The 21,543-nt window shown below is 43.8% G+C and carries 18 protein-coding genes and 1 tRNA gene; 1 reads left to right on the top strand and 18 read right to left on the bottom strand.

Annotated features, from left to right (window positions below; genetic code table 11):
* From PHR02_RS08860 to PHR02_RS08845, 4 genes are all read right to left on the bottom strand, one after another.
* The coding region (locus tag PHR02_RS08860) for an AAA family ATPase (RefSeq protein WP_299991216.1) at nucleotides 1-990 on the bottom strand (990 nt) is incomplete at its 3' end.
* Nucleotides 983-2,059, bottom strand: a complete 1,077-nt coding sequence (locus tag PHR02_RS08855; protein ID WP_299991214.1) for a VWA-like domain-containing protein — start codon at nucleotides 2,057-2,059, stop codon at nucleotides 983-985. The genes PHR02_RS08855 and PHR02_RS08860, both read right to left, overlap by 8 nt.
* On the bottom strand, nucleotides 2,056-3,048 hold the full coding sequence (locus PHR02_RS08850; RefSeq protein ID WP_299991211.1) for a MoxR family ATPase: 993 nt from the start codon (nucleotides 3,046-3,048) through the stop codon (nucleotides 2,056-2,058). Before PHR02_RS08850 ends, PHR02_RS08855 begins: the two co-directional genes overlap by 4 nt.
* On the bottom strand, nucleotides 3,048-4,295 hold the full coding sequence (locus PHR02_RS08845; RefSeq protein ID WP_299991208.1) for a hypothetical protein: 1,248 nt from the start codon (nucleotides 4,293-4,295) through the stop codon (nucleotides 3,048-3,050). The genes PHR02_RS08850 and PHR02_RS08845 overlap by 1 nt, the downstream gene beginning before the upstream one ends.
* Nucleotides 4,296-4,374: 79 nt before the next feature.
* Between PHR02_RS08845 and PHR02_RS08840 the strand changes: the two genes are divergently transcribed.
* On the top strand, nucleotides 4,375-4,635 hold the full coding sequence (locus tag PHR02_RS08840; protein WP_299991207.1) for a hypothetical protein: 261 nt from the start codon (nucleotides 4,375-4,377) through the stop codon (nucleotides 4,633-4,635).
* 122 nt (nucleotides 4,636-4,757) lie between these two features.
* Here the strand turns inward: PHR02_RS08840 and PHR02_RS08835 are convergent, their stop codons facing one another.
* From PHR02_RS08835 to nhaD, 14 genes are all read right to left on the bottom strand, one after another.
* The gene (locus PHR02_RS08835) at nucleotides 4,758-5,498 is read right to left on the bottom strand and encodes an exonuclease domain-containing protein (protein ID WP_299991205.1); all 741 of its coding nucleotides are present in this window, start codon (nucleotides 5,496-5,498) and stop codon (nucleotides 4,758-4,760) included.
* Nucleotides 5,498-5,848 carry a hypothetical protein gene (locus PHR02_RS08830; protein WP_299991203.1) on the bottom strand — a complete coding sequence of 117 codons (351 nt, stop codon included), beginning with the start codon at nucleotides 5,846-5,848 and terminating at the stop codon, nucleotides 5,498-5,500. The genes PHR02_RS08835 and PHR02_RS08830 overlap by 1 nt, the downstream gene beginning before the upstream one ends.
* Before the next feature lie 9 nt (nucleotides 5,849-5,857).
* Nucleotides 5,858-8,677 (bottom strand): EAL domain-containing protein, encoded by a 2,820-nt coding sequence (locus PHR02_RS08825; RefSeq protein WP_299991202.1) that lies wholly within the window; start codon nucleotides 8,675-8,677, stop codon nucleotides 5,858-5,860.
* A 139-nt stretch (nucleotides 8,678-8,816) separates the two neighbouring features.
* Nucleotides 8,817-8,901 (bottom strand) — tRNA-Leu (locus PHR02_RS08820).
* A gap of 50 nt (nucleotides 8,902-8,951) precedes the next feature.
* Nucleotides 8,952-9,329 carry a F0F1 ATP synthase subunit C gene (locus tag PHR02_RS08815; protein WP_299991201.1) on the bottom strand — a complete coding sequence of 126 codons (378 nt, stop codon included), beginning with the start codon at nucleotides 9,327-9,329 and terminating at the stop codon, nucleotides 8,952-8,954.
* A gap of 92 nt (nucleotides 9,330-9,421) precedes the next feature.
* Nucleotides 9,422-11,599 carry a polyribonucleotide nucleotidyltransferase gene (locus tag PHR02_RS08810; protein WP_299991199.1) on the bottom strand — a complete coding sequence of 726 codons (2,178 nt, stop codon included), beginning with the start codon at nucleotides 11,597-11,599 and terminating at the stop codon, nucleotides 9,422-9,424.
* Nucleotides 11,583-12,251, bottom strand: a complete 669-nt coding sequence (locus PHR02_RS08805) for a phosphoribosyltransferase family protein (protein ID WP_299991196.1) — start codon at nucleotides 12,249-12,251, stop codon at nucleotides 11,583-11,585. The genes PHR02_RS08810 and PHR02_RS08805 overlap by 17 nt, the downstream gene beginning before the upstream one ends.
* Before the next feature lie 8 nt (nucleotides 12,252-12,259).
* A complete protein-coding gene (locus tag PHR02_RS08800; protein WP_299991194.1) occupies nucleotides 12,260-13,660 on the bottom strand; it encodes an MlaD family protein in 1,401 nt (466 codons plus the stop codon).
* Between the two features lie 13 nt (nucleotides 13,661-13,673).
* A complete protein-coding gene (lptD, locus tag PHR02_RS08795) occupies nucleotides 13,674-15,815 on the bottom strand; it encodes an LPS assembly protein LptD (protein WP_299991192.1) in 2,142 nt (713 codons plus the stop codon).
* Complete coding sequence (locus PHR02_RS08790) at nucleotides 15,808-16,257, bottom strand: RDD family protein (protein ID WP_299991191.1); 450 nt, start codon at nucleotides 16,255-16,257, stop codon at nucleotides 15,808-15,810. The genes lptD and PHR02_RS08790 overlap by 8 nt, the downstream gene beginning before the upstream one ends.
* Nucleotides 16,257-17,525 carry a phosphoribosylamine--glycine ligase gene (purD, locus tag PHR02_RS08785; RefSeq protein ID WP_299991189.1) on the bottom strand — a complete coding sequence of 423 codons (1,269 nt, stop codon included), beginning with the start codon at nucleotides 17,523-17,525 and terminating at the stop codon, nucleotides 16,257-16,259. The genes PHR02_RS08790 and purD overlap by 1 nt, the downstream gene beginning before the upstream one ends.
* Nucleotides 17,526-17,805: 280 nt before the next feature.
* The gene (locus PHR02_RS08780) at nucleotides 17,806-18,456 is read right to left on the bottom strand and encodes a uroporphyrinogen-III synthase (protein ID WP_299991186.1); all 651 of its coding nucleotides are present in this window, start codon (nucleotides 18,454-18,456) and stop codon (nucleotides 17,806-17,808) included.
* A 9-nt stretch (nucleotides 18,457-18,465) separates the two neighbouring features.
* Entirely contained in the window at nucleotides 18,466-20,010 is a 1,545-nt protein-coding gene (guaA, locus tag PHR02_RS08775; RefSeq protein WP_299991184.1) for a glutamine-hydrolyzing GMP synthase, read from the bottom strand.
* Nucleotides 20,011-20,095: 85 nt separating this feature from the next.
* Nucleotides 20,096-21,424, bottom strand: coding sequence for a sodium:proton antiporter NhaD (gene nhaD / locus PHR02_RS08770; RefSeq protein ID WP_299991182.1), 1,329 nt, complete (start codon nucleotides 21,422-21,424; stop codon nucleotides 20,096-20,098).
* Nucleotides 21,425-21,543 lie beyond the last annotated feature (119 nt).

Here is a 21,543-nt window from a genome sequence, read left to right as displayed (position 1 = left end):
TTCCGTAGCCGAAGCGCCCTTTTCGACCCATCTCGTTTTGGTAGTATCGACACGCTCTACTTTAACACTCACCCCATCCGCTTTTTTGACCCAAATGACCTCTTCTTCTATGGACGTAATCATCCCCCGCTCGCCGTTATAATAATTCCACGCATTACGGGTAAAGAGGATCGGCGCACCCACTTTCAGAGCCAAAACAGACTCGATACGGCTCTCGATCATAAACCGCTCGACATCGCGTTCCTGCATCTTTTTATCATGGATCGTTACATAGGTCTCCACCTCGATAATCTCGCCGTTTAGGTGTTCCAACTGAGAGCGGTTATGATTCTGTGCACTGATGTTTTTACCAAACAGCAATGTCATCGTAGACATATCCTCACTCAGCGGTTTTACCAGTTTTTCGAGCGCTTGATGCGCTTCCTCATCGAGACGGGCATGACGTACTTTTTCGAGTAGGCTCAAAAACTCCGCCTCGTGAGTACGGTATGAACCCTCCAAATGGAGCGTCTCAAATCCCAACCGTTCCCATGAGGGGGATTCAAAGGCGAAATAGATTGGTTCATTCCCGCGCGTCACGGGTGGAAGCTGTAAAAAATCCCCGACTACGATGACCCGTCCGCTAAATTCCGCTTGGAGCAAACGAAGGCGTATCATATCCAGCAGTGGCGCCCCCACCATCGAAATCTCATCGATAACGATGATCTGCATGGAACGGATTAGTTTAATGATCTTTTTGGAGGGGTCGAGTTTGCCGTTGCGCTCTAATTCTTCCTGAGAGTTAGCGATCCCAAGATCAAAAAAACTGTGGAGGGTCTGCCCCCCGATCAGCGTCGCCGCCATCCCCGTCGAAGCGAGACGGGCAACTGATTTGCCATTTTGAACCGCATCCTCGATCAGCGCACGCGTGAGGGTCGTTTTCCCCGATCCCGCACCGCCGGTGATAAAGAGGTTGGAGGTTTCTAAAATACCAAGAGCTTTTTCAATCATTCTTATCCTTTAACTCGATCACTCGCCCAAACGGTACTTCTGCCTCGATAGGTGCAATCCAAAGCACCTCATACGGCGGCTCATACGGGGGGAATTTTCCGTCCAAATCGGTAAAATAGAGTAACACCTTCGGTCCATACATCCATGTCTCGATCAGCTCGAATACCGCTCTAAAGTCAGTCCCCGCACCACCGCTGAGAGTATAGCTGATAGCCTCTCCCCGCTCAAAGCGTACATGGGAACGGATTCGATCATCACAAACGATCAGATCGATACTATAGGAGCCGAACAGTTCGGTGATCGATTCTACCTCGGCAATAAACTGAGCAAGCAGTACCTCATCAACCGATCCAGAACTGTCAATCGCAATGGCCAACTCCAAATGGCGCGAATGTACCCCCGGCAGATAGACGCCGTCATAAAGGAGTTTTTTACTCGGAGGGATGAGGGTGTAATCGCTGACATAATACCCCCCAACACTCTCTCGCAGTTCACTACGCCAATCGATGAGAGATTTTTTGTTCGGTTGGATCAAGTGATGGATCGCTTCGCTGAGGGGGTCTGATTTCTCCAGCGCCTCCTCGGAGCGTTTTTCACGCTGTGCACGAGAGAGCTTTTCATCTAGCCCATCGTCGTCTCGCCCCTCGTCACTGTCTCGGTCATTTTGTTCCTGATCTAAAAACTCTTTTGAGAGCTCATGATAAATCTCTTCGGCACTCAGATTACCGAACCGTTTATCGTAGGTAATTGCAGGAGGCGGTGTAAAACCGCTCTCGATCAGCAACGTATTAATCGCGTAATCGCACGCCATATTCCACAGCCATGGACTTCGGTTCCCCCGTCTTTGAGTATGACTCAACGCCTCATGTAGTGCAGCGTTGCACAGGGCAAACATCCGCTCTGCATCACCAAGTGACTCCATATACCCCTCACGATACTCAAACCGCCCCTCACGGGTAGCAAAACTCTCGATGTTATCGTTGACTAAACTCTCCATACCGCTCGCGATCGTCCCAAAAAAAGGATAATCGAGGAGGAGTTTGGCTTTGAGAGGAGAAAAATCGATCATAGCAGATACGCGTAGGCCTCAACCCATTCGCCAAACGCATCCAGATGCTCCATCGCGACACCCTGACGCTGTAGGTCTTGGACGATGAGGACGGCAAATTCGTTTTTGAGTTTCAAGGTATAGCGCAACACATGCGAAAGAGCTTCTTCATTCGGAGTTTGCAATAATCTCGATACAAGGACGTTGGAGAGGGCATAGAGGGTAGAGAGTTCACTCGGCGCGTCACACTCTTCGCCGCGCAATATCGCATCCACATCAGGAAGGTGATCCATGATCTTACAAAACCCCAGAAAATCGACCGCCGCATCTTCCCCCACCGCTCCGCTGATCGCTTCGAGAAGCAGGTTTTGCGGCAAGGGGCTTCGGAGGATTTTATGAACCGCTTCCCAACTGCGCGGCGTCGCAAAGCTGCGGAGATTTTTCAGAGGATCAAATCCAAATAATGCGCTATTTTTAAACCCGATATAAGCAATCAGACGAGGGTCAATGCGCGATTTTACCGCCCATTCCCGCCAATCTAGTGCACTCACCTCCATCTCGATATGGACGAATCGGTTGGCCAGCGGTGAGGGGAGACGATAAACGACCCCGCGATCCCCCTCACGATTTCCCGCCGCGACAATTGACCACCCATCGGGAAGCATATACTCCCCCACTTTACGATCGAGTATCAGCTGATACGCCGAAGCTTGCACGGCAGGGGCGGCGGCATTGAGCTCATCGAGGAAAAGTATCCCCTCCCCCTCACGCGGTAAAAATGAGGGCGGCGCCCAGAGTGCGGTATGGGACTCTTTCTCATAAAACGGAATCCCTTTAAGATCGGTAGGATCGAGCAAGGAGAGGCGTAAATCGATGCACTCTAAATTTTTCTCTTTGGCGATCTGTTTGATAATCGAGGATTTCCCGATCCCCGGTGCCCCCCACAAAAAGGTTGGAATTTGCGATTCGATGAGAGATTCTACCGTTATTTTCGCCTGTGAACTGCGCATCAGAACCATCCTATATTATGAGTTTGTATGTGTTTTCCAAAAGTCGGGTTTGTTTTCACCGCCCTCTCAAACCGCCGATCGAGTGAGAGCTGATAGAGTGTATCTATCGGTGTTGCCGTATTAGCGGCAAGTGCTGACAACACTTCAGGATCTGTGCTAGAAGCAAGCGATTCAAGTTTATCACTAGAAAGTGAGGGGTTGGAAGCGAGAGAATCGGAAAATTCTCCCCTCTCAAAAAGGTGGCCCAAAATCTCACTCAACGTCATAGGGTTGGAAGCGAGTGCTCCCAATACTCGATCATCATTAAGAGAATAGAGTTTCTGCTGCATTGCGGGTGAAAGGCTCGGATTCGCTGCCAAATTCGCAGCATACTTCTCCAACAACCGCTCGAAACGATCCTCATCCAGCAGTGTTTTCGATGCGATTAACTGGGGATAGGCACTTTCTAGCTGCAACGCACCCTCACGTGAGAGGGTAGCGTTTTGAGCGAGCAGTGAATTGATCTCTTCATTTTGAAGTGCCAATAATTCTCTCTCCAATCCCAATGGCTCCCGATGAGCCAACAACACCGCCCGCTCCTCCAACAACAGACGTAAAATACTCTCTTGCGTATCAGGGTGAAGCGCAATCGCATCCAAGACTCCGTTTAAAGAGCGATCTTTGGGATTTTTGATTTCATTGGCGATCGGCGAGAGTTCTATGATGGCATTAATCAGTTCTGGGTTTCCATACCGCTCGATCAAATGCGCCAACCCGCTCATCGCGTACTGCACGTTATGATTACGATCCAAATCAGCGTAAAACCGCCCGATGATCGATGCGGTTACATCACGATTGGTGTCATTATCAAATAATCCCTCGTTTTGCCAATCGTAGAGTTTGAGGAGTTTGAAAAAAAGCTCGTCAGTGATGTAGGGATTTTGCAAGAAATCAACAAGGCGTTCTTGATTACGAGAGAGCTTGAGACTCATCAGCAACCGATTGGGTTCGATGGAACGGCATAGCCACTCTTCGAAAGGAGAGAGTTCCACAATCGGTGTCTGTGACTCTTCGTACAGACGGGCCGATTCGCTTTGTTCATACGGATTCATCATCCGCCCCTCGATAATGAGGGCGACATCTTCACTGTAACTCCCTACACGGGTGATTTTATGAAGTTTGAGGAGAGTATCAAACTCCTCAGAGTTAAGTGCACGGGTTTTCCCTAACAGTAAAATCGATTCTCCGCTTAATGCTTCATAGTTCATAACGCGTATTATATTCAGAGACTCTAAAAAAATTCACACAAAGGTATAATGTCGCCAATAGTTTAAAAGGATTTTAACGATGGAAGAACTTTACGAAGGAATTGCCGCTTATGATGCGGGAGATTACATTAAAGCGCATGAGCTTCTCTACCCATTAGCCGCCTACAAACGCGATCCTGAAGCACAATTTCATATGGGAATGATCTATTTTTACGGCGAAGGGGTTGAAAAAAATATCGATAAAGCGATGGAGTGGTGGAAGAAGGCGATGAAAAGTGGTCATGTAGACGCCGCCTATCGCCTCAGCGAAATTGCAACATCAACAAAAACTACATTTTAAGCTATTTTATTTTGAACACCAAAGGAATCAAATCCCTTTGGTTACGCTAGCCGCTATGGCACATGCAGCGAAGCGAAAAGCCTAGCAAAGTGCAGGCAAACGCTTGCCTCTACGAGGCAGACTTATTCCAATACCCGTCCGATGCTGTAACGCATATCCTCATCGAGGCTATCCATATTACCCAGCATCCATGTGAGATACCCACGGTCAGCTTCAGCAATCTCTTGAAGCGTTTTCCCTTTGTATTTTCCGAATTTCAGCGGCCGTGTGTAAAACACCGGCGTTTGCGTCAACTCCACCATCTTGTCGATCGGATTGACACCGACAAAACGCTCCTGAAGCCGCTTACGCAGTTCCGTGAGAAAGAGTTTGAGTACTAATACATCCCCGATGGCATCATGCGCTTTAACAACAATCCCGAGTGCATCGGCTTCAGCTTGTTCAATTTTATACAATCCTAATCGATACCGAAAATACTGTAATCGATGAGCTTCCTCATCCTCAAACAAATGACGGGCACAACGGAGGGTATCGATAAGTCTCATGTTAGAGGTAAAATCCTCTTTTGCCAACATCCCAAGATCAAACGGTGCATTGTGAATAATGAGAACATTCTCGGGGGTATTAAGCTCACAAAGCGTTTTAAAGGCTTTTGTTTCGACGCATGAGGGTAACCCCTCAATCATATCAGGGGTAATACCATGCACTTCCATCGCACCGTATCCGATAGGAACCTCAGCCGAGCACATATCGTTGTAGACGTCAACTTTTTTGCCATCGAGTACCATATAACCCAACTGAATGATCCGATCATTATCCCCCGCCCCCGTCGTCTCCGTATCAAGAAGTACGAACGCAGCCATTAATACTGATCGTCTTCAGCATCAATATCAAACTCATCGTAGTCGTCTTCGTCTTCATCGTCTTCTTCATCATAATAGTCATCCTCTTCGTCCCCTTCTCCCTCGCGCATGGAGGTAAGTTCGGTGTAGAGTTGTTCTGCTTCTTCTTCGTCGATTTGTCCGCTGCTAAGCTCACCTAAGAGCTCTTTGTATTCATCACGCAGGGCTTGCATATCTTCTAGTTGCGCACGTTCTTCGACTGTTGCATCTTTTTGAGAGGCAATCGATTCGAAAATATCGTCAATATGCTCTTCCACATCGGGAATCAACTCGTTTTGAATCAAATGTTTTAGTTGGGTAATATAGGCCATGTTTAATCCTTATGATTTGGATATCTCATTATACTTTAAAAATTCGACAAATTTTTCTTCACTGAGCGGTCTTGCATACATATAACCCTGCCCCTGCTGGCATCCATACTCTTTTAATAGCAAAGATTGCGGGACTTCCTCAATCCCCTCAGCGATTGTTTTAAGCCCTAGAGCATCGGCCATAGCGATGATCGCTCTGACGATTGCCCTATCTTGTTCATCACTCTCTAATCCACGAATGAAGGATTGATCGATTTTTAGTTTATCGATCGGAAACGTTTTTAGATAGCTCAAACTCGAATACCCTGTTCCGAAATCATCAATCGCCACTTCAATCCCAAGAGCCTTGAGTTCAATCAGCTTTTGCCCCAATACTTTAGGATTACCCATCAAAACACTCTCAGTGATTTCCAACTCAACATATTTGTGTGCCAAAGTACTCTCATCGATAATATGACTCAATGTCTCTACAACATCAGGACGTTCAAACTGTTTTCCCGAAACATTGACCGATATTCTCCCCTCAAAAATCCCCTCATCGATAATACGTTTTGTTAGCGCGCACGCTTGGGCCAATACCTGCTCACCAATCGGAATAATCAATTGATTCGACTCTGCCAAAGGGATAAACATATCAGGACGCACTATCCCTAATGATGGGTGTTGCCATCGTACCAATGCTTCGGCCCCGATCACTCGACCCGATACAAGATCGATTTGTGGCTGATAATAAACCACAAACTCTTTTTCATCAACGGCTCGGCGTAACTCCCGCTCCATTAAGACACGCTCAAACAACTTGACACTCATCTCTTGGGCAAAATAGCAATAGTTATTTCGCCCTGCTTCTTTCGCTCGACGTAAAGCAATATCCGCATTTTTAAGTAGTCCCTGCGCATCTTCACCATCATCTGGGTAAATCGTTATCCCCATACTTACACTAAGTTGAAAATCATAAATTCTCTCTTCAAATACCCGCATGATCTCCTTAAGTATTCGATCACATTCGTGCATATCTTGAAGTGATTCTAAAACAATAATAAACTCATCCCCTCCGACTCGACCGATAGTATCTTCACGACGAATGATTGCCCCCATTTTCACAGCAACTTCACGAATCACTTCATCCCCTACAAAATAACCGTACGATTCATTGATATCTTTGAAATTATCAATATCGACATAGAGTACCCCTAATTTTGTTTTTTCCCGCTCTGCACGTTCTATCGAATGCTTCAATCTCACATTTAGCAATAATCGATTAGGGAGATTTGTAAGTACATCATAATGAGTGATTCGTTCTAGTTCACGCTCTGACTCTTGAAGACGGGTAATATCTTCACCTGAAGAAAATGTCCCTACAGCTTTTCCATCACGATCACGCAGCAATGCGTTATGCCATGCAATAACCCTCTCTTCTCCCTTTTTGGTCCGTATTTTATTTTCAAAATACTCTACAATCTCGCGTTGCTCATTCATCATTTCTCGAAAAATACCTTTAGATTGGTCCAGCTGTTCACGTACCACAAAAGTATCGAACCAATTTTTTCCAATCGCCTCTTCCTCACTAATCCCTAGTATTTCACACCCTTTTGGATTAATCAAGTCAATTTTCCCCTCACGATTCAGAGCCAAACACATAACCGATGCAACATTCAAATAAAGCTTACTCTTCTCCTGCTCGAGTTCAATCGTATGTTCCAAAGAACGACGTAACTCTTCACCTAAACGGACGAGTTCACTAATGTCATTAAGAAACAGTTTCATGATCCTCTGTTCATTCACCTCAGCTTCAATTAATGTCACCTCATAAACACGATTCCCTATTTCAACTTTAGCTTTATCAACTCCACCATGAAGACGTAACGTATTCATAAAAGATTTCCATATATTTGGTGGAAATATTTTTGAAACAGAATCATCAATTTTTACCTGAAACGTCATCATCGCTTCCGCATTTAACCATTTAATGATCTGATCTTCACCGATATCTATAATTTCACAAAATGCAAGGCCCAAAAGATTATAGGTCGCTTTACTGTCACGGAGTTTGGATTCGAGCTTCATTTCCAATGCTGTACTGTAATTTAAGACCATATCTTTTTCGTTTAATAGATAGAGTTCTTCAGCTCTCCCACGGACCATCAAATGATGGATATCACGCTCTTTCATAATGTCGATGGCGTGATGTATCTTTTCGTTCAATTCAACCGTTATGATCGGAGAATGCATAAAGCGAGCGATAGATTCACTGCTATCTACTCTGCGATACGCCAATTCCAATACATCATGTTCTGTCACAATACCTACAGGTATAGTTTGCTGTGTTACGATCACAACATCTTTATTTTTATGTTGCATTAAACTAATAGCGTCATAAACACTAACATCATGTTCTACGGTAATGGCCAAGTTGCGGCGATTTAAACACTGAAAAACTTCGTGGACAGTCTGAACTTCGCTCTCATAGTAAGCCAAAATATCACTTTGGGTAAGGGTTGAAAGGTATTTTCCATGCTCATCGATTAATACCAATCGACGGATTTCATAATCTATCATGAGTTCTACGGCCATTTCAACAGGACGATCAACATGAATTGAGATAGTGGGATAAGTAGCATATTCAATCGCTTTTTTATCTCCCTCAATCTTGCTACGGTAAAGACCTATAATATCTCTGAGTGTCAATACACCTACTGATATGTCATTTTCAATCAAGACGACATGACTAATCCCCTCTTTACCCATTCTCTCAATCGCATCGTGCAACGAAGAATCAGAGGAAAGTTGATCATTTTTATAGGTAACAAGATCACTAAGTAACATCATGACAATCCTAAACTAGAGTAAAATGATTATACAACAACGGAAGAATATTTTGTAGGTATAGAAAGTATTGATTTGATTGGAGTCAAAACAGTCATAAAGAAAAAAGAATTATTTGAAAGTTCGCAGGATAGAGTAAAAATGGTGCGGTCGGGGGGATTTGAACCCCCACACCCGTAAGGCACTACCACCTCAAGGTAGCGTGTCTACCGTTCCACCACGACCGCATAAAAAAGGTGGTCAGCTGCTAGAGCCGACCGAAAGAGAGGTAAAAAACTTACGCAACCAAATACGGGTTAGCGTAAAGAGCGATAAGAGCGATAACAAGTGTATAAATAACTTGTGCTTCGATCATAGCAAGAGCGATGAACATAGTAGTCATCAATTTTCCGCCAAGACCTGGGTTACGAGCTGTACCAGCGATAGTTGCAGCAGCAGTGCTACCCATACCGATAGCTCCACCAAGTGCAGCCAAACCAAGACCAACACCAGCAGCGATCATAGAATACGCTTTCAATGTTTGGTTAGCAACATCTGCAGATGCAGCAGCTACAGCAGGTGCAGCTTCAACAGTTGCTTCAACAACCGCTACCGCTTCTTCAGCACCGAATACTGAAGCAACAAGAGCGAGCATAAGAAAAAGAACTTTTTTCATGAGTAATCTCCGTATTTAAATCAAAGTCTGTTCGGATAGTGTCCCTACTTATCACTTTGTGGATGGAATTATAGTTATAGAGAGCTAAAAGATTACTTAGCTCTTCCCAGCCCGATCTTATTTCCTTTGAATTCGACGATCTCAACCATCAATTCATCCCCCTCACTCACCGCATCACTAACACGGCTGATGTGTCCATCAGAGAGTTTAGAGATATGGATTAATCCATCCACTCCACCTGGAAGTTCAATAAATGCGCCAAAATCGACGATTTTTTTCACTTTTCCTTTGACGATATCACCTACTTTGTACTCCACTTTTTCCACCACAGTTGCGCCACTAATGATCCCTTCGATATGATCGCGTGCACCGCGTAAGCCGTCACGATTTTTACCGGTCAATTTAACGGACCCTTTTTTCTTGTCAATATCAATTGTTACGTCGAAACGCTCGATAATCTCACGTATTGTTTTTCCCGCTTGCCCGATAATATCGCCGATAAAACTCGGATCGATGTGGAAAAGATCGGTACTTGGCAATGTCCCCTCATTGAGTTCGATATGATCTTCACTGCTGAGCATTATGTCGATAATATGCCCACGTGCATCTTTAGCTTGGTAAAGTGCCTCTTTGAGAACATCCAAATGGATCCCCCCGAGCTTGATATCCATCTGCATTGCAGTAATACCCTCTTTGGAACCCGCAACTTTGAAATCCAAATCACCATCATGATCTTCAAGACCCATAATATCGGTCAAAATCGCGTGACGGTTCCCCTCTTGAACCATCCCCATCGCAACACCGGCGATCGGATCTGCCATCTCAATATCACCGGCACGAAGCGCCATATAACCACCGCATACAGTAGCCATGGATGAAGAACCGTTTGATTCTAAAATTTCGGAAACCAGACGGATCGTTTGCCCATTACGAACACATGAACCCTCTAACGCACGTTTAGCAAGATTACCATGTCCCAATTCGCGACGGCGCGGTGCACCGATCGGAGATGGTTCTCCGACGCTGAATCCCGGAAAGTTATAGTGAACCATAAACCCTTCATTTTGGGTACCGCTGTCGGTGAGGTTTTCGAACATTTGGGCATCTTTTGCACCGCCGAGGGTCAAAATGACCAAAGCCTGTGTCTGACCACGGGTAAAGAGTGCTGAAGCGTGTGCACTTGGTAATACATTCGTCTCAATACGAATCGGACGCACTTCATTCAAAGCGCGACCGTCTGCACGTACTTTTTCATCCAAAATCTGCGTACGTACCATGGAGCGTTTCACCGATTCAATCGCTTTCTTCAAATCATGTTCATTCCACTCCGGTTTTTCACCCATAATGGTTTTACGGATCGTACGCAGTGCGGTAGAACGTTCTGTTTTTGCCATTTGATTGATCCCACGCTTGAGATCATCCGTGTGATTGGCACGGACATACTCTATCATCTCACCATTCATTTCACTGATGACATATTGGATCTCAAATGGTGCCGATGCGAACGGTTGAAAAGCAGCCTCATACGCGCTGTTGGATTCGAATAATGCCTCTTGTGCCGATGCGAGAACACGGATCAGTTCATCTTCGTGCATTGCATTCGACACACGGATTGGTATTGCAGGGATGCTCATAGCAGGATCAATCATCGGATCGATCATTCCCATCTCAAGTATCTCCATCTCATCGCTTCCGAGGGTTTGCATCTCGATCATGAGCATATCTTCTTTGCTTCCCGCTAAATACAGATCAAGGGTACTTTGTTCGAGTTGGCTTCGGGTTGGATTGAAAACGATCTCTCCATCGATTTTACCGACACGTACCGCACTCACGGAATTAAAAATATCGATATCGGATACATAAAGTGCTGCAGATGCGGCATTAAGTGCCAAGACTTGTAAATCGGCTTCCTTATCAGCACTCAGAACCATAACGGTGATTTGGATCGGATTAGCAAATCCTTTCGGAAACAATGGACGGAGTGATCGGTCAACGATCCGAGAAGTCAACGTCTCAAAATCACTTGGTTTGGTTTCACGTTTGATAAAACCACCCGGAAATTTACCGGCAGCATAACTTTTCTCAATGTACTGAACTGTGAGCGGTAAAAAATCCTCATCCACAAAATCGGTTTCATCAACAACTACGGTTGCTAAAATAACCGTATCTCCACATCTCAGCCACACAGCCCCGTTGGCTTGCGCCGCAACTTGATTAAAAGCATACGCTTCGGTTTTATTTTTTAATGCTAATTCAACGTTGTAATTCATCTCTTCTCTCCAATATAGTCTCTATCGTTTCTTCATCTACGGTCTCAAATTCGTGGTAGTAGTACCCCGTATCGATATAATCATCAATCTCTTGTAAACAAAACACACCGTCTACGATCGGGTCCAGTGCTTCTACAATGCTTACAGGCATAATCGGCGCTGCAACATAAACTGCTTTTGCTTTTTGGGCAAAAGCAGTTTTAATCGCGCACATTAATTTTAGCCCCGTTTCACTCCCCTCATCAATCAGGAGGATGGTTTTTCCCTTCATGGATTTAAACTGTTCACCCTTACGGTATTGATAGATTGCGCTTAGGATTTTCTCTTCATGTTTACGATTTGCCTCACCGTAAATATAATCGACTTGTATATCAAACGCATCCACAAGAGCCTGATGAATCACAATCTCTTCAGTTTCACTCACCCGTGCAAGTTCACACTCAGGGTTTTGAGGGGCAGTGATACCGGCTGAAAAAATAAAATCCATCGGGAGCTTTAACCGTTTATTGATTTCAGAGGCAATGATTAAGCCACCCGAAGATACCGCGATCAAACTCCACGACTCATGTTTCATCCGATCAATCGGAAGAAGTTCTTTTAATTGTACGGCAGCATCAAAGCGGTCTTTAAACAAATAGCGTCGTGCTCTCATGCATCCACCTATCGTGCCATCGAAGCAGCACCCATGGTGTATTTAAGATCGTTGTCAATAAAGCGCAGTCCTAACCCAAGAAAGATGTTTTGAGACTGTGGATTAAGAAAGTTATCCCACCCACCGTAAAGTTCTAAATGTTTGAGCATTTGGTAACGTACTTGGGCTTTAAGATGTGCACGTGTTCCACGGATGTCATTCACAGCATTAAAATCAAATGCTTCGGCACTGAATTTTAATTTGTCATGATTCATAAAATAATCAAATCCCACACCGCCAGTCGATTCAATCGCCCCAAAACGGAGTAACGTATTGTCGAAACGTTTACCGTATTGGAGAGAATAATAGGTCTCCCCTTTGATATTTTTACCCGGAGGATTCGTATCGTAACGAGAATAATCATCGGTACTGACCAAATCAAACATATAATAGGTTTCAGGATTAGGGAGATACGTTACCCCTAGATAAACTTTTCCATACTGATCACGCATCATGTAATCAGTATGCATTGCCACTTGCAATTCACTGGTTGTAAAATTACTCAACATGGAATCAATTTTTCCGAAAGCCTCTTCTCCACTTTTGAAAAAAGACCCGGCATTTGCAATCGTATCTTTGAATGAACTACGGTTCTCTGTTAGAATAACACTGACATTATCTTCTATTTTGACAAATTTATCGACTGCTTCGGGGAGTTTGTGCTCCAACGAACCGCTGATATTATCAAGACGTGCGGAAAGTGAATTGATACGTGCCATGATTGCCGGAAGATCTTTATTAATCGTATCGGCACTCTCTCCAAAGCCAGCAGACATCTCTTTAAAATTGGTAATCGCCGCATGCAAATCATCTCTGTTTTCAACAATAACACCATCGAGATTCACCCCAACATTACGAAATGCCATGATCATCTCTTGAATCGCGGCTCGGTGTTCATCATCAAGTGTTGAGCGGAAATCTTTGAGCAATAATTCCAACTCTTTTGCAGCAGCATTGACCGAATCGCTGGTTTGATCGAATGAAGCATACCGCTTAGATTGTGACATTACCCCCTCAGCTTTTAGCGTAGATGGAGAATCCCCAACAACGATATTAAGCACTTTTGACCCCAGAAGAGACTCTTGCGTCACAATAACCGATGAATCATCGGGAATCTTGACCTCTTTATCAATCATAAGTGCAAGCCGAACCCGCTTTCCTTCGATAGTGATCTCCTCAACCTCTCCAACAGTGACTCCATTCATTAAAACGTGGGTATGTTTTTCTATACCAGAAGCATCTTCCACATACGCTTGGACTCGGTAGCCCTCATTTCCCCATTTCCCCAATGATGTTACTTGGGTAGAGAGAAACAACAAAGCACCTAAAGCCATTACGACAAAAAGACCAATTTTTGCTTCCAGTTTCATACGCAATCCTCTTTTAATTACTGGTGAGTTTATAGTTAAAATCCGAACCGCCGATCGGTTTTAAAATAAGGGTGATAAAAATATACGAATCGGCCACAGAACCGTTACCTGTTATATTGGTCAATATCGGACGGCGATTTTGAACGTAGCGGAGTCCAAAATCAAGACATCTGGTTGAATATAAGAACCCAACTTCATTCCGTTTCATCAATTTTTCGCTATAGTCATAAGCAACCAAACCAAAGAAACGGTAATACCGGTTGTATTGATACGAGGCATCCGCTGTCCAATAACTAGAGTATTCAGTTTTTGCGGGATCACCTTTAAGATCATCGGTATAGTAATGGCTAAGATTAGCAGTTACAACCCCATCATTATAGCGAAGTGTATTTTGTTCTTTGGTGATTCGATTGCGATCATGATTATACGACGTCTGATTATAATACGAAATAGCAGTGGTTATTTCCCATTCAAGCTCATTTTGAAGTTCCCCATAATAGCTTCCCTGATCATCATATCGAAAGTTTTGGCTCAAACGATCAACTAAAAATTGTTTTCCACCTTCTATAAAGTAGTTATTCAGTCCGAAAGAGAGCGTATCACTTGGCTCATTTAAAGTATAGTAATCACATGCAACGTCATTACTCCCCGGAACACACATTCCATTATCATGGTATTTCTCATAATACCCCTCATAAAAACGCTCTCCTGCGAGAGTATAGCTTACCGATGGGCTAATAACATGAGTAAGTGATTCATACGGTCGAACCAACGTCGATGAAAATGCTAACGTATGGTCAAGTTGGGCATAAAGACCTCTCTCATAATTGGTCGTTTCACCGGATTGTACATTTCCGTAAAATCCGATCACATTAGAAAAAGCGGTAGCGGTATAACTAAAATCAAGATATTCATCAAACAGTCCACGTTGAAATGTCAAAGGAACAGTAAAATCGCCCTGTACAGCACGTTTTCCATCAGGACGATAAAAGTGTGTTGCCATTGCATCACCGCTTAAGAGAAGGTGATTTCCTAAAAAACTCTCAAGATAACGATGGTATTGGAAGCTTGGAAGGGTTTGAATTGTTTGAGCATTACTCTCTTGATCCAAATACTGATAGTGTTTAAAGTAAGTTCCAAAATAGTTGTCTTCACTGCTGTAATATCCATTTATACGGGAAAGCACCTGATTAGCAGTCACATTTTGCGTTTCGTCACTCTGTTGAAGATTCAAATAGTCAACATCGTTCATCCATGATCCATCAACGTAAAGACCCGATTCACCCTCAAGCTCTAAATCAAACCATTCACGTAAAGGGGCACGATGTCGATAGTTGATATCGTATCCGTAGTGTTTAAGATTAGCTAAATCGTATTCCTCAGCATATTTAGTCTGCTCTTTGAAATAGCCTAAACGGATCGATCCCTCTGATGAAGCGGTATCAACAAATCGAAAATCGGTATAGAGGCCCGACCCACGAGAGGTTCGAAGTTGAGGACGAAGCTCCACATCCCACCAGTTTTGAGGTGCAAAGTAGATCGGCTGTTGATAATAAAATCCTTCTGAATTCGAGAGGCCAAAAGTTGGAATCAACAATCCGCTTCGCCGTGTTTTATCGGTCGGATAGCCGAAATAAGGGAGATAAAAGAGGGGAAAATCGTTGACAATAAGGCGAGCATTATATAAATTAACCCACATCTCCTCAGTATCATAATCGGCACTGCTAAAACGTATTTTCCAGAGTGGATCAACTGGATCACATCCAGATACTAGCCCACTGCCTAAATCAATCTCGTTTTTACATGATTTGGCTTCATCGGTACTCATCCACGTACCAGAATCTTGATCAGTCATATAGTAAGGAGCAGAATAACGGGTTTCCTTGATCAAATCAACACGTGTATAATCACTGATGATGTGGTATTGTTTTCCTTTAAAAATATTCACATTCCCTTTGGCTTCCATAATGCTTGTATTACGATCATAAACCAATTCATCTGCATTCATTATCTGATCTTGATAAAGGGCAATCGGATCACCAATCGCAGTAGCAATGGAGCCGTTTGCATCCACATTACCACCATAAAGTTCTACACGTTCTTGCCCCAATAGCAGTGAGGAGGTGATCAAACTGATCCAATAAAGGTTACGCATTAATCACCAAAGTTCGGGCTGTTTTATCATGCCAACTCCGCTGATACGGATCGAGCATTGCCCAAACAAATCCAAGATAAAAAAGAAGTTCACTCACAACACGAAAAACACTACGGTTAAAAGCACTTAAAAAACTTGGGCTTGAGAGTGTTGAGAGCTCAATCACACGAATTTTCATCACAATTTTTCCAAGACTGGCTCCGTATTGCATCGTAAAAAAGGTTTGATAGAGAATTTTAATTGCCATGTATTCCAACAAAAAGCTATTTGTCACCGCTATCATTGCTTCCATCGTCTCAGCCTTAGACATCGGTTCCCACAAAATAATGACCATAATAACAGATAAGAGTAACTCATCAATACCAAATGCCCCTGCTCTTTGCCGTACTGAAGCAAGAGATATTTGCTCCCGTTGCAAAAGGGAATCGAGGCGTTCATCCATTAGCGAAGTGCCTGATACGCGATATCACTACGGAGTTTTTTACCGGCAAAATGTACTTGTCCGCAGAGCATATAGGCACGATCACGCGCTTCTTTGATACTCTCTCCCACACCGACGCATACGAGAACACGACCACCGGTGGCGTAAAGTTTACCCTCTTCTTCCGCAACACCCGCATAGGCGATATGGGTATTGTTAGCAATCTCATCATGATGAATCTCATCAACGATAATTTCGGCAGGTTCTGAATTATCATACGGGTAATTGCGACTTGCCATAACGACACCAACAGCGTATTTATCGTAAAATTCAACATTCAAAGTATCGAGTTGCTTGGTAGCAGCTTTGTAAAAAAGTTCACTCGCCGGCGTTTTAAGCAATGGCATCAAAATTTCACATTCAGGGTCACCGAAACGTACATTAAATTCTAACGTAATCGGCTCGCCATTGACAATCATCAAACCGATAAAGAGGACTCCCTCAAACGGAGCCCCCTCTTCTTGCATCCCTTTAAGAGTCGGGCGAACGATACGATCTTTTACTTTTTCGTAAATCACATCATCCACCAATGGGGTCGGGGCATAAGCACCCATTCCCCCCGTATTTGGTCCTTCGTCATTATCGAGAAGACGTTTATGATCTTGCGCAGCTTGGAGGAGGATAAAATCTTTTCCATCACACAGTGCAAACATCGAAAGTTCATAGCCGTCTAAAAATTCTTCGACGACTACCCGTTTACCGGCATCCCCGAACGATTTTCCGCTGAGCATCTCCGAAACAGCCACTTTCGCCTCTTCGTGACTCATAGCGATGATCACACCTTTACCCGCACACAAGCCATCGGCTTTAACAACGATCGGAGCGGAAAGAGATTCGATAAATTTGAATGCATCCCCGATGTGATCGGTTTCGATATAGCGTGCGGTTGGAATAGCGTATTTGGCCAAAAAGTTTTTCATATACACTTTTGAGCCCTCTAATTGCGCTGCGGCTTTACTGGGACCGAAAATCACCAGTCCTTTGGCTTTAAACACATCGACTACACCCTCACTCAAAGGACCTTCCGGCCCTACAATGGTTAAATCGATACAGTTATCAACAGCAAATTGTGCGAGAGCTTCGTAATCTTTAATATCGACGTTAGTCCCCAGCATCGGTGTCGCACCGTTTCCGGGAGCGAAAAAAAGCTCAGTGACTTCAGGATCTTGTTGCAATACCCGTCCAATTGAAAATTCACGCCCGCCGCTTCCGATTACCATTACTCGCATAGATCACCTTGAAAAAATTTAATTATCTTATCTAAAACACGTTAACGTTTCTCAAATAAGGTAAAAGCCCAGGCGGGCGTTTCGCAGTAGCTTTGGTTCTTCAAAGCTGTAATTGCGCCATATCGAGCGTCTCTACCGGCGGCAATCTCTCATGCGTTAGCACTCAAACAAGATCACCGACACACCGAAACATCTACAGACATGACTAGTTGTATATGTAGAACCCTCATATTGCGGTTACTCGCTGCGCCCAGAGAATAGAATTATAACCTCAAAATACTTAAAAGCGGGAAGAACTTTTGGCAATTTTTTGTGCCAATTCTACGGCTGAAGCAACACTGGCTTGGGGGCTTACCAAGACTTCTTTAGCACTTAAAAACGAATCTTTTGTTGTTGTACCGATAGCGACAATACTATGGGAGGGGAGGATCTGATAAAATTTAAAAAAACACTCAATGGATGATGGGGAAGTAAACACCAAAACAGCATCATCCGCGATGGTAAAATCATTCGCTTCTTCATTACATGTTGTCTCATACACAATCGCTTCATCAATCATAAAACCCTCATTACGCGCCGTTGTTACCCATTCAGAAGCAATCACTTTCGGACGGACGTAGAGCCATTTACCATGACGTTTTTTTTGATGCAAAACATCCGGAATCGAACTTCCGTATCCATTGCCCACTTCAACACTCAGCGCTCCGGCTTCTCTTGCTGCTTGAGCTGTACCTTCAGATACGCAGATACACTGGAGAGTTGAGTAGGGAACCCTATAGGCTTTAAGAGCTAAAATTGCTTGTTTAGAAGTTAGTATAACCCCTTCATATTCCATAAAATCAATGGCAGGGTGTAAAAAAGAGATCGTGAGTATGGGGATATGAATAACTCCCTCATAAGGAGTTTTGGAGATCAGATAGATGGGGCGCATAGGCGCGACTTATTCCCACTCGATCGTTGCAGGCGGTTTAGAGCTGATGTCATACACAACTCGGTTAATCCCATCTACTTCGTTGATAATACGACGGCTAATACGTTCTAATAACGTGTGGGGAAGATGAGCAAACGTTGCCGTCATTCCATCTACCGCCTCTACGACACGGACACATACCGTATTATCATAGGTACGGTTATCCCCCATCACACCGACTGATTTTACGTTAAGAAGTACCGCAAACGCCTGCCATGTTTTGGTGTAGTAGCCACTTGCCTTGAGTTCATCGAGTAAAATAGCATCGGCTTCGCGGAGAAGGTCGAGATCCGCTTTGTTTACTTCGCCCATGATACGGATACCAAGCCCCGGTCCAGGGAATGGATGACGATTTACAAGTCCATCAGGAAGTCCCAGTTCAAGTCCGAGTTTACGTACTTCGTCTTTGAACAAATCACGTAACGGTTCGATCAACTCAAAATCCATCCAATCAGGGAGTCCACCCACGTTATGGTGAGATTTAATTGTCACAGACGGGCCATTGACCGATACCGATTCGATGACGTCAGGATACAATGTCCCCTGTGCGAGGAATTTGATTCCATCATGCTTTTTAGCTTCTGCTTCAAACACTTCAATAAAGGTGTGTCCGATGATTTTGCGTTTTGTTTCAGGATCACTTACCCCCGCGAGTTTGCTAAGAAAAGATTCAGATGCATCGGCAACGACGAGAGGCACTTTGAGGTGCACTTTGAAAATATTTTCAACTGAATCACGTTCCCCTTTTCGGAGTAAGCCGTTATCAACAAATACAGGGATCAATTGATCACCGATTGCTTCGTATAACAATGCCGCAACAACTGAAGAGTCAACCCCGCCACTGAGGGCACAGAGCACTTTCCCATCCCCTACTTGTGCACGAATTTTGACTATTTGTTCTTTGAGGAAATGTCCCATATCCCATTTTTCAGTGATACCACAGATTTTTCGGGCGAAATTCCGGAGCATCAAATACCCCTCTTCGGAGTGATTAACCTCAGGGTGATACTGCATCGCGTAGACCATTTTTTCTTCATTCGCGATGGCCGCATACGGAGAGTTCGGTGAGTAAGCGATCGGAACGAAACCTTCCGGCAACACATCCACTTTATCTGAATGACTCATCCATACGGCACGCTCATCTTCACACCCTTCAAAGAGGACGGAATGTTGTGTCATATCAATGGTGAGTTCCGCTTTGCCGTATTCATGGTGATCACTTCGGATAACCGAACCGCCAAAATCAACCGCAATACGCTGCATACCGTAACAAATTCCCAAAACAGGGATACCCAAAGTATAGACACCTTGATCTACTTCATAAGCATCTTTATTATAAACAGACGAAGGACCGCCGCTGAGGATAATCCCTTTTGGATTTTTAGCTTTAATAGCATCTATTTTAGTGTGATAAGGGAGTACTTCGCAATAAACTTTATCTTCACGTAACCGACGAGCGATCAACTGAGTGTATTGTGAACCGAAATCAAGGACGATAATATTGACATCTTTCAAAGGAGAGCCTTTAAGTGGAGATAATCGGGAGGGAATGAGTACCCTTTGCGTTATGAAAGGGTACCCTAATGTAGATTAATTTTGATTAATAGATACCAAGTATCATAAATTGGACGTACCATACGATGAGAGATACAATATATCCCACCATGACCGTCCATGCGAGTTTCATGTGTGATGCAAAGGTGTAAATACCATGCATTTTTCCCATAACACCAACACCGGCAGCACTACCGAAACTGATGAGTGATCCTCCGATACCGGCGGTCAAAGTTACTAACATCCATTGAGCGTGATCAATTGCCGGATTAGCTTTAAGCACTGCCGACATGACAGGAACATTATCGACTACCGCTGAAAGTAGCCCTACTCCAATATTGACGATAGTCGGATCAAACATCACATACAATTGTGCTGCATAAGCCAAGAATCCAGTAAAGTGAAGCGCTCCAACCGCTGCCAAGATCCCGAAGAAAAATAGCAATGTATTGTTCTCAATTTTACTCATAGCGTGAAAAATACTCACATCTTGGTTGTGTTTTTTCTTCAAAAAGTACATATAAAGTTGCAAAACTGCTAATCCAAACAACATTCCCCACATCGGAGGAAGATGAAGAAACTGCTTACCTAATACAGCAAATGCAATTGTCAACGCACCGAAAACAATGATGGTTTTCCCACCTTTTAGAATCTCAATCTTGGCTGCAGCCTCTGGATCTCCAGCTCCAAGCGGATCGATATTTGGAACATAACGACTCAAGAAATAAGCAGTAATCAACCACCCTGTAAATGCAGCAGGAAAGAGATAAAGAAAATCAGTGAACGAGCCTTTTTCTGCTGCCCAAACCATCAATGTCGTAATATCCCCAAACGGGCTCCATGCACCACCGGCATTTGCCGCAACCACAACATTTATCGCACCTGGAACTAAAAACTCTTTCGTTTTATTATCGATAGTCAACAAAACAGTTGAAAGAATCAATGCAGTCGTTAGGTTATCAGCAACCGGAGAGATAAAAAATGCGAGTAATCCGGTAATCCAAAAAAGTTCTCGATAGTTGTAACCTTTTGCAATCAGTTTAGCACGCAAAGCGCTGAAAACACCTCGTTCAATCAATGCTTCTATATAGGTCATTGCTACAAATAAGAAGAAGAAAATTTCGGCAATTTCCAAAATTAAATGATCAACTTCATGTTCGAAAGGGGTTAAATCGGCTCCAACTCCAACATAGTAAAAACCGATTAAAATAAACATAAACGTTCCGGTAAAGAGTGCCGGCTTTGCTTTATCGATATGGTATTTTTCTTCTGCAGCGATAAAATAGTATCCCACTACAAATATGGCTAGAAGCAACCATCCAAAAGGGCTTCCTACGAAATTAATCGCTGCATGTTCAGCAACTGCTGTTGTCATTCTTTGACTCCTTGTGTAATGAAATGGACACCGATTGATTCGGTTCGCTCTAATGCAGCCTCAACAATTGCTTTGGCGGTTAAAAGACGCAACTTCAATAATTTACCGATATTGTGTTG

Origin of the sequence: Sulfuricurvum sp., assembly GCF_028688295.1 — a bacterium.
GTDB lineage: Bacteria > Campylobacterota > Campylobacteria > Campylobacterales > Sulfurimonadaceae > Sulfuricurvum.
This window is presented reverse-complemented; position numbering and strand designations above follow the sequence as displayed.

Excerpts from the sequence above, each read along its gene's own strand:
- PHR02_RS08855 (WP_299991214.1), bottom strand. The coding sequence starts at position 2,059 with ATGATCGATTTTTCTCCTCTCAAAGCCAAACTCCTCCTCGATTATCCT.
- PHR02_RS08850 (WP_299991211.1), bottom strand. The coding sequence starts at position 3,048 with ATGCGCAGTTCACAGGCGAAAATAACGGTAGAATCTCTCATCGAATCG.
- PHR02_RS08845 (WP_299991208.1), bottom strand. The coding sequence starts at position 4,295 with ATGAACTATGAAGCATTAAGCGGAGAATCGATTTTACTGTTAGGGAAA.
- PHR02_RS08840 (WP_299991207.1), top strand. The coding sequence starts at position 4,375 with ATGGAAGAACTTTACGAAGGAATTGCCGCTTATGATGCGGGAGATTAC.
- PHR02_RS08835 (WP_299991205.1), bottom strand. The coding sequence starts at position 5,498 with ATGGCTGCGTTCGTACTTCTTGATACGGAGACGACGGGGGCGGGGGAT.
- PHR02_RS08830 (WP_299991203.1), bottom strand. The coding sequence starts at position 5,848 with ATGGCCTATATTACCCAACTAAAACATTTGATTCAAAACGAGTTGATT.
- PHR02_RS08825 (WP_299991202.1), bottom strand. The coding sequence starts at position 8,677 with ATGATGTTACTTAGTGATCTTGTTACCTATAAAAATGATCAACTTTCC.
- PHR02_RS08815 (WP_299991201.1), bottom strand. The coding sequence starts at position 9,329 with ATGAAAAAAGTTCTTTTTCTTATGCTCGCTCTTGTTGCTTCAGTATTC.
- PHR02_RS08810 (WP_299991199.1), bottom strand. The coding sequence starts at position 11,599 with ATGAATTACAACGTTGAATTAGCATTAAAAAATAAAACCGAAGCGTAT.
- PHR02_RS08805 (WP_299991196.1), bottom strand. The coding sequence starts at position 12,251 with ATGAGAGCACGACGCTATTTGTTTAAAGACCGCTTTGATGCTGCCGTA.
- PHR02_RS08800 (WP_299991194.1), bottom strand. The coding sequence starts at position 13,660 with ATGAAACTGGAAGCAAAAATTGGTCTTTTTGTCGTAATGGCTTTAGGT.
- lptD (WP_299991192.1), bottom strand. The coding sequence starts at position 15,815 with ATGCGTAACCTTTATTGGATCAGTTTGATCACCTCCTCACTGCTATTG.
- PHR02_RS08790 (WP_299991191.1), bottom strand. The coding sequence starts at position 16,257 with ATGGATGAACGCCTCGATTCCCTTTTGCAACGGGAGCAAATATCTCTT.
- purD (WP_299991189.1), bottom strand. The coding sequence starts at position 17,525 with ATGCGAGTAATGGTAATCGGAAGCGGCGGGCGTGAATTTTCAATTGGA.
- PHR02_RS08780 (WP_299991186.1), bottom strand. The coding sequence starts at position 18,456 with ATGCGCCCCATCTATCTGATCTCCAAAACTCCTTATGAGGGAGTTATT.
- nhaD (WP_299991182.1), bottom strand. The coding sequence starts at position 21,424 with ATGACAACAGCAGTTGCTGAACATGCAGCGATTAATTTCGTAGGAAGC.